Here is a 15,625-nt window from a genome sequence, read left to right on the forward strand (position 1 = left end):
GTCATTATGCGTCAGTTTTGTGACATTTTTATGAAAAACATCACCCTCTTGCAAGCAATAAGCATAGTGATAAATTTCATGATAAATGCAAAATGCAGCACTCAAGTTTGCGAGGCGTCTCGGAGATTTCCCTCACAGCCTTTTTTTAGCCGCGACATCCAGCAGGCAGCGTTTATAATCAGCGCCATTATCTTTAAACGGCGACCTGCCCGAGCGGGAGATTTATGCGCATTATTCATACCTCTGACTGGCATTTGGGCCAAAATTTCTTTACCAAAAGCCGTGCGGCTGAACATCAGGCATTCCTGCGCTGGCTCATAGAACAGATCAAAGAAAATCAGGTAGATGCGCTGATTGTGGCGGGTGATATTTTTGATACCGGCTCCCCACCCAGTTATGCACGTGAGCTATATAACCGTTTCGTGGTTGAACTACAACCGACGAACTGCCAGTTGGTTGTTTTGGGGGGCAACCATGATTCAGTATCAACGCTGAATGAATCTCGCGGCTTGCTTTCTTATTTGAATACCACAGTCATTTCCTGCGCCAGCAGCAATCTGGAGCAGCAGGTTATTATTTTGAAAGACCACCAAAATCACCCTGCGGCACTGCTGTGTGCTATTCCCTTTTTACGTCCACGGGATCTAGTCACCAGCCAGGCGGGTGAATCCGGTGGACAGAAACAGCTGGCGTTACAGGAAGCAATTGCTGCCCACTATCAGGCGCTCTACCAGCGAGCCATCGAGCTGCGTACCGAGTTAGGCCTGCCCTTGCCGATTATTGCTACCGGGCACCTAACTACGGTGGGGGTCACTACCTCGGACTCGGTTCGTGATATTTATATTGGCACATTGGATGCTTTCCCGGCCCACGCTTTCCCCCCGGCAGATTATATTGCTCTGGGCCATATTCACCGTGCTCAGCAAGTAGCAAAAACCGAACATATCCGTTATAGCGGCTCGCCAATTGCCCTGAGTTTTGATGAGCTGAGCAAAGAGAAAAGTGTTTATCTGGTGGAGTTTGCCCAGCAGACATTAGCCTCAGTGACCCCAATCTTCATCCCACAATTTCAGCCAATGCAATTAATCAAAGGCGACTTAGCGCAAATTGAGCAACAGTTGACTAAATTTTCCGACCACCAGGGGTTACCGGTGTGGCTGGATATCGAAGTTGCCACACAAGATTATCTCACTGATATTCAAAGACGAATTCAGGCATTAGCCGCAGAACTCCCCGTTGAGGTGGTACTCTTACGCCGCAGCAAAGAACAGCGTAATAACAGTATTGAGCGGCAGGAAAAGGAAACACTCAATGAACTGAGTGTCACTGATGTATTTGAACGCCGGCTGGCGCTAGAGGCGGATTTAGCCGAACCACGCCAAGAGCGCATGCGACAGATGTTTAATCTGGTGGTTGAAGATATCACACAAGGTAAAGATACCGCAGAGGAGCAATCTGCATGAGAATTTTAAGTCTACGGCTGAAAAACATTAATTCTCTACAGGGTGAATGGAAGATAGATTTCACCGCCGAACCTTTTGCCAGCAACGGTTTATTCGCGATAACCGGCCCGACTGGGGCAGGGAAAACCACTCTGCTCGATGCCATTTGTCTCGCGTTATACCACCAGACCCCGCGGTTGAATGTCACCCCCAGCCAAAACGAACTGATGACTCGCCACACGGCGGAGTCACTGGCTGAAGTCGAGTTTGAGGTAAAAGGAACGCGTTATCGTGCTTTCTGGAGCCAACGGCGCGCTAAAAATAGCCCGGAAGGAAATCTGCAAGCGCCTAAAGTTGAGTTGGCGCTATGCGAAAACGGCAAGATTCTGGCCGATAAAGTGCGCGATAAGCTTGATATGGTTGCCGCAATCACCGGGCTGGATTTTGGCCGCTTTACCAAATCGATGATGCTGTCACAGGGGCAATTTGCTGCATTTCTCAATGCTGATGCCAATGATCGCGCGGAATTATTGGAAGAGTTAACCGGCACGGACATCTATGGTCGGTTGTCTGAACACGTATTTGAGCAACATAAGCAAGCCAAGATCGCACTGGATGCATTGCATCAACGCGCCAGCGGTATTGAACTGCTAAATGAAGAGCAGCGTGCAGATCTGGCGCAACAATTAGAGGTACTCGGTGAACAAGAAAAGCAGCTTGCTTCAGAACAGCGGGTAAATCAAAAGCAAATAAATTGGCTCACCGGATGGCAGCAACAGCAAAAAAATGTGTTGGAATATCAACAGCAGCAGAAAATCATTGAGCAAGAATATCTGCAAGTACAACCCGAACTGCAACGATTGGCCCGTAGTGAACCAGCAGAAAAGTTACGCCCCCTATTACGCGAGTGTTCCCGTAGCCTACGGGATTTGCAGCAGATACAACTGCGCATCACCACACTGACGCAGCAGCAACAGCAACTTCAAACACAACTGACGCCACTAGCTCAGGCGCTGGAGCAAGCCAATCTTGCCCGCCAGCAACACGCAACTCATCAGCATGAGCAAGAAATACTGATCGAGCAAAAAGTCGTTCCGCTGGATAACCTTATTGCTCAGCAGCAACACTCATTAATGCTACTAGGTACGCAACTGGAACAGTTGCGCACCAAAAAACAGCAAAGTAAACAGCAAGTTGAACTGAATGAACAACAGTTCAAGCTAGCTCACCAGCGCCTGCAACAACTGACTGAGTACACCCAGCAGCATGCCCACCATCAACACTGGGAAAAAAACCTACCTTTGTGGCGTGAGCAGTTCCGCCAATTACAAATGCAGCAACAACAATCAGTTGAAAGCGAACAGCAATTGCAACAGCAGGCCACGTTACTGGCGACCTTACAACAGCAAATTGACACACTGAATGAACAAGATAAACAGCAACAAGCTGCATTAGTACAAGCCCACTCGCAGACCGGTAGTATTCAGCAACAATTGTCAGCACTTGAGCAACAACAGCCCTCCGCGCAGTTACGCCAGCAACTCATCGAGCTACAACAACAACGGCCGGTGCGACAGCAATTAGCGGCATTATCGCCATTGGCGCAGCAAGTTCAGGCGTTGCATGATAAACAGCAACAGCAGTTTGTTGCCCAGCAGCAGCAACTACAATTACTCGAACAACAGCTAGCAGAAAAACGTCAGTTATATAAACAACACAAACAGCATCTGACTGATCTGGAAACTTTGCTGGAACGCGAAAAACAAATCGTCCGGTTAGAGTCTGAAAGAGCCAAACTGCAACCAGGAGAAGCATGCCCATTATGTGGTGCATTGGATCACCCAGCCATTACTGAGTATCAGGCAGTAAAACCCTCAGAAACGGCAGTGCGAGTAGAAGAACTGCGACTTCAGGTTGAACAACTTTTCACTGCGGGAACTGAATTACGCACTCAGGTCGCAAGCATGCAGCAACAACAGTTGCATCTGGAGCAAGAGTTACAGCACAGCCAGCAGCAACTGACAGATTATCACCAGCAATGGCATGCACTGACTCAAACATTAACGCTAACATTTGCGTTGAATGAACCTGAGACCTTAATAACCTGGTTGGAACAACAAGAACAATCAGAGCAAACCTGTCAGCTAAAACTGGCGGAATATGAACGATTGAATCAACAATATCAACAAGCTAAAGATATTCTGACTCAAGCAGAACAGCAGCAGCAAAAACATCAGCAGCAATTGGCCCTAATGAGTCAGCGCCGACAAGATGCCGAGCAAGCGCACCAAAAGTTGCATGCACAACATCAACACCAACTGGTTGAATTGGCAAAAACACGCCAAGACTTTAGCCATGCCCTGGCTGAATTATCGCTATCAATGCCTGAAGCAGACCAACAACAGAGCTGGCTGGCACTGCGGGAAGAGGAAAATCAACGCTGGCACCAGTATCAGCAGGAACAACAACAGTTGGCGCTGGGGCAAAAAGCACTGGAAACGCAAATTGAAAATGAACGTCGCCACTTGCAAGAGTGCATTGATCAGTTGTCCATACTCACACAACAATATCAGCAAATTGAGACACTGTTGCAGCAACAAAAGCAACAACGTCAGGTGCTATTTGGTGACCGCAGCGTGGTTGAAGCCCGCCAGTTATTGCGCCAACAACAGCAAAAAGTAGAACTGGCCCAACAAAATACAGCACAAGCCCTGCAACAGGCACAATCTCAACTTAACTTGCTCTCCGGCGAACTGACGGGGCTAGAACAGCAGTGCAAACAAAATCAACAACGAGTCACTACAGCCCAAGCTGAATTACGACAAGCACTGGCAAGTAGTGAATTTGATGATGAGGCAGCCTTAACCGCCGCGCTCCTGAGTGAGGAAGAAAGGCAGCGTTTGCAGCAATTGCAACAGCAACTGAGTGAGCGCCAGCAACAGGCCAATATCCGTCACCAACAAGCCAGTGAAGCATTGGCTCAACTGATACAATCTTGCCCTGATGGCGTCGACCAGACATCTGAGTTGGCGGTATTACAGCGGCAATCAGAACAATTACTGGCTCAACTGAAAGCCAATACCTTACGGCAAGGTGAGTTACGCAATCAGCTAGAAAGCGACATAATTCGCCGCCGCAACCAACATGCACTGTTTGAGCAAATTGAACATAGCCAGCAACAATATGATGACTGGAGCTATCTCAATCACTTAATTGGCTCTAAAGAAGGTGATAAATTCCGCAAGTTTGCCCAAGGCTTGACACTCGATCATTTGGTCTATCTGGCAAACAACCAACTCAGCCGCCTACATGGGCGCTATCAATTACAGCGTAAAACCAGTGACGCGCTGGAACTACAAGTGGTGGATACCTGGCAAGCGGATGCTATCCGTGACACCCGCACCTTGTCAGGGGGAGAAAGCTTCCTGGTCAGCTTAGCTCTGGCTTTGGCGCTATCAGATCTGGTCAGCCATAAAACCAGTATTGATTCCCTATTTCTCGATGAAGGCTTCGGTACCTTGGATGCAGAGACACTGGATACGGCACTCGATGCCCTTGATAGCCTGAATGCATCGGGTAAAACCATTGGAGTTATTAGCCATGTCGAGGCGATGAAAGACAGAATCCCAGTGCAAATTAAAGTGAAAAAAGTCAACGGATTGGGTGTTAGCCGCTTAGATAACATCTTCCGAGTCAATCAAGACTAAGCATTTAGAGTTGCAGCCACGCAACAAGCGAGCAAATCCCGATGAACTTATTTATAACTAAGATCAACTATAAGTAAGTGATTCGGGTGCACTAGCACAGCTAACAACGCTGTGGCGTCAAGGACGAAGGGCCGGCCACAACCAAGCGGCCCCGCGCACCCCACTAGAATCCCCATGCACCGCTTTACGAACAGGGGTTTCGCACTCGCCGCCAAATACCCAAGGGCTAATTAACACAGGCAATGTTTTATATAGGCGGTCGACATTGCTCATCCCGCCGCCTAATACCACAATATCAGGATCAAATAGGTTGATAACATGGGCTAATGATTTGGCCAAGCGACGCTCGTAATTGACCATTACCTGCTCAGCCAACACATCACCTTGTTCAACTAACGCCATGATCTCATGGCCCTTAAGTGGTTGACCACTCAGGCGAAAATAATCCGTAGCAAACCCCGTTCCGGAGACAAAGGTCTCAATACAGCCTGATTTCCCACAATAACAAGCTACTTCCTGCTGATACTGCCGCTCTTCGTCATCCTGCCACGGCAATGGGTTATGGCCCCACTCACCGGAAATACCATTACCACCAGCATGCACACGCCCATCAATGGCAATACCTGAACCACAACCCGTACCAATAATGACTGCAAATACCAGATGCTTTCCAGCACCTGCACCATCTGTTGCTTCAGATACAGCAAGACAGTTGGCATCATTCGCCAGACGCACCGGGCGAGAGAGAAGCGTTGACAAGTCTTTATCCAACTCTTGTCCATTCAGCCAAACTGAATTGGCATTTTTCACCTTCCCGGTGAAAGGAGAAAGTGTCCCGGGGATACCCACGCCAACACTGCCCTGCTCCCCAGTAGCCTTTTCTGCATCGGCGACTAATCCCGCAATTGCCTGCAAGGTTTTTTGATAATCATGGCGTGGGGTGTCGACCCTTTTACGGAAAAGCTCCAGCCCATCATTTGCTAAAGCAATAACTTCTATTTTGGTACCACCCAGATCTATACCAATGCGCATAGCGCCTTACCTCATCGACAGGATTGTTTGTGATGTGACGATCGTGATAACCGGCCTATATCTGCATATACTTCGGCAGTTCAGGGAAATCACGATAATAAGAATCCGCTTCTTTTAGTTTGGACAATACCTCGCTACGACACAATCTCTGGCGCACGCAATTTTGCGTTTTGTCGTATTTGAATCCTGTGAGATATGAATCAGCTTCAGTGAGTTACCCCGCAGCACTGTTTTTTTCTTATTCTTTTACTAGGGCCCAACGCCTCAATTCGTTATCATGCCGCCCTGCGTTTGATTAACTCGCGCGCTCCAGGCGCGCCCGAGCCAGGGATAACACTATGCTGTGGTTTAAGAATTTAATGGTTTACCGTTTGAGCCGGGAAGTTTCGCTGTCTGCGGATGAAATGGAGAAACAGTTAAGCGCCTTCAGTTTCACACCATGCGGCAGTCAGGATATGGCAAAAACCGGTTGGGTATCACCGATGGGTTCACACAGCGATGCCTTAACTCATACGGTTAATGGCCAAATCGTCATCTGTGCGCGAAAAGAAGAGAAAATCTTGCCATCGCCGGTCATTAAGCAAGAGTTGCAAGCCAAAATTGAACGGTTGGAAGGTGAACAGCATCGCAAGCTGAAGAAAACTGAAAAAGACTCATTAAAAGATGAGGTTTTACACAGTTTATTGCCACGTGCATTTAGCCGTTTTAACCAAACCTTCTTATGGATTGATACCGTCAATGACCTGATTATGGTCGATGCGGCCAGTGCCAAGCGTGCTGAAGATACCCTGGCATTACTGCGTAAAAGCCTGGGCTCTTTACCGGTCGTTCCACTGACGTTAGAAAACCCGATTGAACTGACGTTAACTGAGTGGGTTCGTAGCAAAGAATTACCGTCAGGCTTTGCACTGATGGATGAAGCTGAATTGAAAGCTATTCTGGAAGATGGTGGCGTGATCCGTTGTAAGAAACAGGATCTGTTCAGTGATGAAATCGCGGTGCATATAGAAGCAGGTAAATTGGTGACTAAGCTGGCGCTCGATTGGCAAGAACGTGTTCAGCTCGTTCTGTCCGATGACGGTTCACTAAAACGCCTGAAATTCTCTGATACCTTGCGTGAGCAAAACGAAGATATTGATCGGGAAGATTTTGCTCAACGTTTCGATGCCGATTTTATTCTGATGACCAGCGAGTTGGCTGCTCTGATTAAAAATCTGATTGAAGCCTTGGGTGGCGAAGCCCAGCACTAATATCGCCGTAGCTTTAAGCGCCAAGTATATAAGCCCTCTCCACATTTGAGAGGGCAAATTCAAAGAATAAATTAACTCAAGTATTTACACAGATACGAAGATGCTTCAGCCACTTGCAAATTAAATTCACTTTCCCCTGGGATATAGAAAGTTTCACCGGGATTGAAAACTTCCCAGCCGGATGAACCAGGGATCAATACTTTTAAGCTACCGGTGATTACCGTCATCTCTTCCGGTTTAGCGGTACTAAAGGTGTACTCGCCCTTTTCCATCACCCCAACGCTAGCCTGTCCAATGCTGTCACTGTCAAAACCAATAGATTTCACTTTCCCGGTAAAATACTCATTAAATTTCAGCATAGTTTTGCACCCGCGTCTTAATCAAAATTGAGCTTTCATATTAGAGTCACTATAAATGGTCTGTCACTGATTATTATGGCGAAATGGGATCATAACCGGATTCACTGCTGTGGTTGCGGAGAAAGCATACGATTTAGCGACCAGAAAACACCTTCACAGCATAGGGTGAAGGTTCATAGTACGAAAACGAGGTGATATTAAAGATTGCGGAGAATGTACAGCGCCAGCGAAGTTTCAAACACCACAATCGATATTGACCAAAATGCTGGCATAAAATTAGTGTGTTGATGGATAAAGCATTTGAAGGTTTTCATCGGCCCGCCTTGGTGGCCTTGCCATAAGAGGCATTAATTGACGCAAGTAATTTACGTCAAAATGATTACGTAGGTGATAATTGTACTCTTCGTATAATTAACAGGCAATCAGATAGGCGAGCGATTCATTCCATAAAGCACGTATCTGACAAATTAGACCGGTTGGCTATTTCACTTTCTCATCAGCCAGTATGTGCAAAATCTGCTCAACAACCTCTTCTGGTGGTTGAGTGGCATCCAGCACATGATGAGCAACCTCTTGATAGAGCGGCTCCCGGCTGGCTAACACATCCAGCATTTCTTCAACAATCGGTTTGCCAGTCAAACTTGGCCGCTGGGCATCTTCCGGATCTTCCGCCAATCGTTCTGCCAACACATTCGCTGATGCGCGCAAATAAATAACCCCCCCGTGCTGGCGCATAAATGTACGGTTATCATGGGATAACACCGCACCACCACCGGTAGCAACCACTGTTTTAGGCGCGGTTACGGTCTGTAGGGCCATACTTTCTCGCAGACGGAAGCCATCCCACCCCTCGCGGGCAACAATTTCGGCTACACTCGACTGCAAAGTTTGCTGCATAAACAAATCTGTATCAATAAAGCGATATCCCAACGCCTGTGCCAACGCTTTCCCTATTGTTGTCTTACCTGCACCGCGCGCGCCGACCATAAAGATAGTCTGTGTCATTACTTGAAAGTCCTTTCGCATCCGCTTTTAAGGATAAATTCTCGACATCAAAAAACCGGCCACTATTATTGGCCGCTTAAACTGGATTAACACTCAGTCCTACGCTGTAGATGCAAATCATACCTATAATTGAGGGTAGTGCAAACTTTACAATATTGTAAAATTAACGATACAGCTAATGGATAGCCTATTGCACTATCCCCCGAACATCGGGGGATAACCGGAATTAGAAATCAACACTGGCGCGCAAAACAAGCTGCCGAGGCTCACCAACAGCAACGCGCAAATTACCGCCACTGGATGGGTAATAGGTTTTATCCAGGAAGTTCTTCACATTGAGTTGCCATTTCACCCGATAATTATTGATAGGCAATGAATAAGAGATAAATGCATCGGCCACCGTGTAGTCATCTAAGGTAAAACTGTTGGCTGCATCACCGGCTCGCCGCCCGACATAACGTGCACCCGCGCCTATTCGTAAATCATCACCGCCCTGCCAACCGGTAGATCCCAATGCTTGCGTCAGAAATACAGAGGCGCTATTACGGGCCACATTAGTCATCTGATTGCCTTTATTATCAGGATCTTCTGTTACTCTGGCATCAGTATAAGCATAAGTAGCAATCGCGCTTAAGTTATCGGTCAACTGCCCAGCGATATCTAACTCAACCCCTTGCGAACGCACACGACCTGCGGTACGAGTGATGGTTTCACCATTAACTAACTCATTGACCATGACATTACGTTTTGCAATATCAAACAGCGCCAAAGTCCCCGTCACGCCATTGACTAACTCCACTTTACTTCCTACTTCCCAGGATTGGCCTTGCTCCGGCGGCAGCGAATCTATCTGGGTGGCGATAGATGAATTAGGTTTGAAAGACTCACTATAACTACCATATAAAGAGACTTCTGGTGTCAGCTTATAAACCACTCCGGCACGGGGAACTAACTTACTGTCAGAGCTATCAGTATTGGTGATGAATGGCCGGCCTTTACCCGCAAAAACATCAAAACGATCGTAACGTAAACCTGCCAGTACAATCCATTTATCGGTCAACTCAATGGAATCTTGCATAAACCAGCCATAGCTTTTTAGGTTTTCACGCTGGTCACTGTCTTTAGCGCTGACGGCCGTTGACGGTGGCATCAAACCATATACTGGATCATAGATATTAAAGTTTGAGTTCTTTTTACCGCGAATCATATCGCCACGATATGTGCGGCTATCTTCATAATCAAAACCAAAGAGCATCTGATGGCCTATGCCGCCCAAGTCAAGGTCACCATTGAGAGTTATCTGCACGGCCTGAGCGCGGCTAACTGCACTGGCAGTAGCGTCGGCCTGACGACTCAATACGCCTGTAATGGGATCCAGCAATAATGCACGAGCCTGGTTATCACTATAACGATTACGGTTATAGGCGTAGGTCAGAGAGCTTTTCCAATTATCATTCAGCACCTGATCAATTTGCAGCGTGATATTGTCCTGATCACCACGAGTGGCGTTATAGGCTTCATCAAAGCGACGATCACGCGGAGTATTGACCGGTTTCCCGGTGCGGCTATCAATAATAGTGCCGCGATCAAAGGGAGTGAGATATTCCATATGTTCGTAAGCCACACGTACTGTGGTCGTGTCACCAAACCACATAACCGATGGCGCAACGACTGTTTGACGATTACGACCAAAGTTGCGCCAATAATCAGTTTCATCGTGATCGACAATCATCCGATACGCAAAACCGGACTGGCCCAATGGGCCAGTGACATCTAGCTGCCCGCCGCCGCCTTTAAAACTGCTGCCCCACCCTTCAATATGTGTTTGCTGCACTAGCTGTGGCTTCTTGGTAATCATATTGATCACCCCACCCGGCTCCCCCATGCCATATAACATTGAGGCCGGGCCTTTCAAAACTTCGACCCGTTCCGTGGTGGGGGTGAAATTACGAGCCTGAGCTGAGCGCACGCCGTCGCGCAAGATGGAGCCATCACGGTTATCACCAAACCCTCGCTTCATCACTGCATCTTGTGTGCCACCTAATGTATTAGATTGAGTAATGCCACTGACGTTATACAGCGCCTCATCAATATTTCTTGCTGCCTGGTCACGTAATACTTGCCGCGGAACCACGTTAACCGCCTGCGGTACATTCAGCAGGTTGGTTTCAGTGCGCGTTCCGGTAACACTACTGGTTGGTTGATAGCTTTGTGTGTCAGCTTCACGTTGCTGACCAATCACCACTATTTTGGTTTTTTCTTCACTATTCTTGGTTGCTGTTTGAGCATCAGCAGCTTGGGCTGTTGGCCCCATAACAAGCAGCGGCAGGCTACACCAGTACATATGCTGGCGCTTAATTATTTTCATTTTCTAACTGACTCCAATAAATCCCTGAGAAAGGTAACGGCAAAAATTGTTGATATAATTGTTGGAAAGTTTGTTGCGGATTGATATCGGCAAAGAGGTCTGGATAGAAGGCCTTTGCAAACATTTCTACCGCCACAACGTGGTAGGGGCTGAGGTAGAAATTGTGCCAGATACTGTAGGCCCGCCCCTGTGTTACCGCGTTAAGATGAGAGAGGATCGGTTGCTCTGATAACACTTGTTGGAAGCTGTGCTGCGCCTGTTCGATATTAACCAGCGGCCCTAATTGTAAACTTGAGAAGCGTTTTCCTGTCGTGCCTGCCATGCCAGTTGCGATATAAATATCGGGATTGGCTTGCAGCACATTTTCTGGATTCAGCTCACCATAAACAGTATTAATACGGGAAACGGCGATATTATCGCCCCCAGCGAAAGCAATCAGGTCACCTAGATTGCCTTTAGAGGCTGTGGTACAACAACTTTCGCGTCGCCCAAGATGCAAATGCAGCATAACTGTCGGCTTTCGCCCTTGATAATTGGCGAGACGCTGCTGGATAAGCTGCATATGCTGTTGATAAAAATTGATAAATTGCTCAGCACGGGCTTGGCGATTAAGCACCTCGCCTAAAAGTTTAATACTGGGAACGGTGTGTTTTAATAAATCGACCCGCAGATCCACATAGATAACCGGAATACCGGCTTTCGTCAGGCCCGCAAGTGTCCCATCGTCGCCCTCGGCACGAGCAAATCGCGGCAGAATAATCAGATCAGGTTGTAATTGGATTAAACGCTCAACATTGATCTGACGAATATTTCCACTGCCAATTATTGGAATCTTGGCGATTTCGGGGAATTTTTGGCTGTAAAGCTGCCAGCTTTGCGCATCAAAACGCTCAAGATCTGCTGGCCAACCAATAACACGCTGTGCAGGATTGCCTGGTTCTAATAACGCCAATGTATATAACATCCGGCTTTCACCCAGAATAATACGCTGCGGGTTATCCGGTACGATGACCTGACGACCGAGAATATCGGTAACACTTTTTGCCTGGCTGGTGAGAGTGAAACTTAACAGACAAAAAACCAATAGAATTTGAAAATAGCGCATGCACATCACATAATCCAAAAAAACAAGTGCGCATGGTAATCATTATCATTGATATTTTCAATTGTATTGATTATTGCATCAGGAGATGAAAGAAAAACAGCAGAAAGTCCCCCTCAGCCCCCCCCTAATTAATAAAGAGAATTGTGCTTTTCGCCTGATAATCCGCTGAAAAATCAGAGAGAATAGTGCAATTTAGCTGAGGGTAATAACCAGACTGAGCCTCTAACGAGGCTGACAAATATAGACCAAAGCCGGCGGGAAATTACGCACGACGCGTATCTTTTTCCAGGTGAAATAGCGGGATAATAGAGGCTCGGAAAGGTGACTGTACTGGAATAACACCAAAACACCCTGGTTGGCTCGTAAGCGCTGCTGGGCCTGCTGTAATATCTTGATACTTATCTTGGTCGGGATTGATAATAATGGTAAACAGCAAAACACCACATCGTAATCTTGATCCAATTGTTCAGCAGAGCGGAAAGCGACCTGTAATCGAGAGTCATTAATCTGATGCAGAGAATGCACAAAATGAGGCTGGATTTCATAAGCCTGCAAGCGCGAGCTTTCTGACATATGCGACAAAATACGCTTGGTCAGCACGCCATCGGCCGCTCCTAGCTCAGCGATATTAAGACTTTTTTTCCAATCTACCTGATTTAACATCGCCTGACATAACCAAGGCGAGGAAGGGGCCAAGGTACCAACGGTACGTGGTGAGGCAATAAAACGCTGTAAATAAGAAAACTGACTTTTAAAATTACGCCGGACAGTGTTTAGCATAGCCGCTCCTCGGAAACCCGGATGGACTACAATAACACCTTATTTTCCTTAAGTTCTCATTAAGATTGCTCTAAGAGTTAACTATTTTTAGTCTATAAATAGAAGAAATTTGTCTTTATGAATACTTGCAACACTAAAACAATCAAGCCCGATATAACAATAAATAACCATTGTCATATCGAGCTTTTAATCAATATCAATACTGTATCTAACTATTTCGTTAACACTTACTGACGATGAAGAATTAACGGTAAATTTCAGCGCTGGCACTGTAATTACTCGAATCACCGGGGTTACTGATACCAATAATTCGGTAGTGGCTGGCACCATCAGCATCCGCTTTCGCTTTCAGTGCTGACTCCACATCCGTCGGTGACCCACTGACATTAGAAAGAGAAATAACCCCGATGCTTTGCAATTTGGTTGCTTGTTCTGAACTGACTTCTTGCGCGGCCATAGTGGCGAATGATGCGGTAGCAATAAGTGCAGCTGCGATGACTGGTAGTAGTTTCATAATATGCTCCAACTGACGGGTTATATGTAATGTCTTTGTGAGGTTAATTATGAGTGAACCAATGCAAGGGGACGTAATGCTGTGTAAAGAAGACTAATCATTGTGAGGAGAATAAGGAGGAAATAAAAATATCTATGTCGCAGGAGAATATGAATAAAAAACAAGGACGCCAGTATAATATACCGCCGCCCAGTTATATATATTTAGATACGCTTTGCAACAATCATCATAATATCACTGGTGAAAGAACCATCAGGTTGAATTTCATAATGGTTAATTACGCTATCAGATGCTGATTTTTGTAGCTCACGGATGGCGGTAGCGAAATGTGTCGGTGTACGCATTCTGGTAATCCAACTACTGAACTCCAAATATAACCGATCAGACGTCACTTCATTAATGAGCAATCCTGCCTCGGTAAACAGTGCCAGCCATTCACCAGGAGCGTAATTACGAACATGTGAGGTATCACGTAAAACCTCCACAGTTTGTAGATAGATATCTAACACTGGATGACCAGGGGAAACGACATCCATAAATATCACCTTGCCACCGGGCCGTAATACCCGCTTAACTTCGCGCAAAGCCTGGCCCACATCATGCCAGTGGTGAGCTGAATAGCGGCTAATGACAATATCAAAGCTCTGATCATCAAAGGGTAATGATTCAGCTAACCCTTGCTTTACTTCAATATTAGTCAGCTTTTTATCCGTAGCAACCTGGCTGACAACATCTAGCATTTGTGCTGAAAGATCATAAGAAACCACTGATTTTACCGCCGCCGCAGCGGTAAAGCTGGCGTGCCCCGCACCACAACCGAGATCAAGCAAACGAGCATCACCGTGGGGTTGTAGTAGTGTTGCCAGGCGCTGTAAATCTTTACCTTGAGCATGAACCGTACTGGTTAAATAGGCATTTGCCTGATCACCAAACTGCCGTTCAACGGCATCTTTGTGGCTATTTTGCGTCGTCATTACATCCCCATTTTATGATTTAACCAGCTGATTTACTTTATCTACCTTATTACCTAAAAAGCGTTAAAATGTTTCTTCCGAATTAAATCTACTCTACCCAAAACTGAACAATCACAATAGCGTGTTTACATTAGGGAAACATCATGATCGTACTCAGAGAGATGCGTGCTGAGGAACTTAGCGACTATCGGAATTTATTTATTACCGAATATGCACAAGATTTATCGTCCAACAGTGGCTATAGCAGTGAACAGGCCATCGCTCATGCCAGCCATAGCTTTGATAGCTATCTACCAGTGGGTGTTAATAGCCCTGACGATCATTTGTATTGCATCGAAAATAAAAGCAATATCGGCCAAGATAGTCAACTGGTGGGCTATCTATGGTTTGGTTTAGGTGAAAATGATAGCGCGGCCTTTATTAAAGATTTTTATGTGCTACCGCAGTGTCAGCGCAAAGGATATGGCTCGGCCTGTTTACAAGAATTAGAAAAATTGCTGGTGGCTCAAGATATATTTGAGATAAAGCTACGCGTCGCGGCGGATAACCCACAGGCGAAGAGATTATATGAGCAAATGAAATTTGTGATAACGGGGTTTAATATGTCCAAATCACTGCAACCAATGGACAAATCATAATAGAGATAAAGGCAATATTAAGGATGCGCTTGCAGGTCAGCAAACGAAAATAGATAAAAGGCTGAGAATCGGACGAACAGTTCATCAGGATTGTTGCCTGCTGTTCCTCTGATAAATCAGTCTAATCGAAGTGTGGGCGTGAGATTAAACCATTTTGTCATCACCCATCTGTTGCAGTTGATCCTTGTAAGACTTCACTTTCTGGCGCTTCTTCATCCAGATTGAGAATGACACAACAAAAATCCCACCTGCCAAGGTTAATACACCCAATTCATGCTGATAAAACAGCATAATAACGAAATAGACAGCAGATATAATTGCTACCCATTTAGCCGAATGACCAATAGAACTTTTCTCATCAGTCAAACGGCGGATACTCTCTTCCTCGCTGATCCCCATACTTAATCCTCCTTATTGTTCAGCTTATAATATTGGGGCAGTTGCATGATAA

Annotated in this window: 13 protein-coding genes; 4 read left to right on the forward strand and 9 right to left on the reverse strand. The window is 46.3% G+C overall.

Translation table 11 applies throughout. The features are described from left to right. The first annotated feature begins 224 nt into the window (after nucleotides 1-224). Together sbcD and QSV56_RS03790 are read left to right on the forward strand one after the other, a co-directional pair. Nucleotides 225-1,463 carry an exonuclease subunit SbcD gene (sbcD, locus tag QSV56_RS03785; RefSeq protein WP_050327183.1) on the forward strand — a complete coding sequence of 413 codons (1,239 nt, stop codon included), beginning with the start codon at nucleotides 225-227 and terminating at the stop codon, nucleotides 1,461-1,463. Then, nucleotides 1,460-5,149 carry an AAA family ATPase gene (locus tag QSV56_RS03790; RefSeq protein ID WP_057625767.1) on the forward strand — a complete coding sequence of 1,230 codons (3,690 nt, stop codon included), beginning with the start codon at nucleotides 1,460-1,462 and terminating at the stop codon, nucleotides 5,147-5,149. The genes sbcD and QSV56_RS03790 overlap by 4 nt, the downstream gene beginning before the upstream one ends. A 117-nt stretch (nucleotides 5,150-5,266) precedes the next feature. Here the strand turns inward: QSV56_RS03790 and mak are convergent, their stop codons facing one another. Beyond that, nucleotides 5,267-6,181: a fructokinase gene (gene mak / locus QSV56_RS03795; RefSeq protein ID WP_019081334.1), complete on the reverse strand. Its 915-nt coding sequence runs from the start codon at nucleotides 6,179-6,181 to the stop codon at nucleotides 5,267-5,269. A 338-nt stretch (nucleotides 6,182-6,519) separates the two neighbouring features. Here mak and rdgC point away from each other — a divergent pair, with 338 nt between their 5' ends. After that, nucleotides 6,520-7,431 (forward strand): recombination-associated protein RdgC, encoded by a 912-nt coding sequence (gene rdgC / locus QSV56_RS03800; protein ID WP_019081335.1) that lies wholly within the window; start codon nucleotides 6,520-6,522, stop codon nucleotides 7,429-7,431. Nucleotides 7,432-7,502: 71 nt separating this feature from the next. Here rdgC and ppnP read toward each other — a convergent pair whose 3' ends face one another. The 7 genes from ppnP to QSV56_RS03835 form a co-directional block, all read right to left on the reverse strand. Further along, nucleotides 7,503-7,790 carry a pyrimidine/purine nucleoside phosphorylase gene (gene ppnP, locus QSV56_RS03805; protein ID WP_019081336.1) on the reverse strand — a complete coding sequence of 96 codons (288 nt, stop codon included), beginning with the start codon at nucleotides 7,788-7,790 and terminating at the stop codon, nucleotides 7,503-7,505. A gap of 480 nt (nucleotides 7,791-8,270) precedes the next feature. Beyond that, nucleotides 8,271-8,795 carry a shikimate kinase AroL gene (aroL, locus tag QSV56_RS03810; RefSeq protein WP_019082520.1) on the reverse strand — a complete coding sequence of 175 codons (525 nt, stop codon included), beginning with the start codon at nucleotides 8,793-8,795 and terminating at the stop codon, nucleotides 8,271-8,273. A 226-nt stretch (nucleotides 8,796-9,021) separates the two neighbouring features. Next, the gene (locus tag QSV56_RS03815; protein WP_072085973.1) at nucleotides 9,022-11,163 is read right to left on the reverse strand and encodes a TonB-dependent siderophore receptor; all 2,142 of its coding nucleotides are present in this window, start codon (nucleotides 11,161-11,163) and stop codon (nucleotides 9,022-9,024) included. Further along, entirely contained in the window at nucleotides 11,150-12,268 is a 1,119-nt protein-coding gene (locus QSV56_RS03820; protein ID WP_026018168.1) for an ABC transporter substrate-binding protein, read from the reverse strand. The genes QSV56_RS03815 and QSV56_RS03820 overlap by 14 nt, the downstream gene beginning before the upstream one ends. A gap of 222 nt (nucleotides 12,269-12,490) precedes the next feature. Continuing rightward, on the reverse strand, nucleotides 12,491-13,048 hold the full coding sequence (locus tag QSV56_RS03825; protein WP_005167550.1) for a class I SAM-dependent methyltransferase: 558 nt from the start codon (nucleotides 13,046-13,048) through the stop codon (nucleotides 12,491-12,493). 244 nt (nucleotides 13,049-13,292) lie between these two features. After that, nucleotides 13,293-13,562 (reverse strand): DUF1471 domain-containing protein, encoded by a 270-nt coding sequence (locus QSV56_RS03830; protein ID WP_005160540.1) that lies wholly within the window; start codon nucleotides 13,560-13,562, stop codon nucleotides 13,293-13,295. 203 nt (nucleotides 13,563-13,765) lie between these two features. Continuing rightward, complete coding sequence (locus QSV56_RS03835) at nucleotides 13,766-14,536, reverse strand: class I SAM-dependent methyltransferase (RefSeq protein WP_046695361.1); 771 nt, start codon at nucleotides 14,534-14,536, stop codon at nucleotides 13,766-13,768. Nucleotides 14,537-14,679: 143 nt separating this feature from the next. Here QSV56_RS03835 and QSV56_RS03840 point away from each other — a divergent pair, with 143 nt between their 5' ends. Beyond that, nucleotides 14,680-15,174 (forward strand): GNAT family N-acetyltransferase, encoded by a 495-nt coding sequence (locus tag QSV56_RS03840; protein WP_046051476.1) that lies wholly within the window; start codon nucleotides 14,680-14,682, stop codon nucleotides 15,172-15,174. Nucleotides 15,175-15,318: 144 nt separating this feature from the next. Here the strand turns inward: QSV56_RS03840 and QSV56_RS03845 are convergent, their stop codons facing one another. Further along, the gene (locus tag QSV56_RS03845; RefSeq protein WP_005160536.1) at nucleotides 15,319-15,573 is read right to left on the reverse strand and encodes a hypothetical protein; all 255 of its coding nucleotides are present in this window, start codon (nucleotides 15,571-15,573) and stop codon (nucleotides 15,319-15,321) included. Nucleotides 15,574-15,625: the final 52 nt, after the last annotated feature.

The organism is Yersinia sp. 22-579 (genome assembly GCF_030433455.1).
In the GTDB taxonomy this organism is placed as follows: Bacteria; Pseudomonadota; Gammaproteobacteria; order Enterobacterales; family Enterobacteriaceae; genus Yersinia; species Yersinia enterocolitica.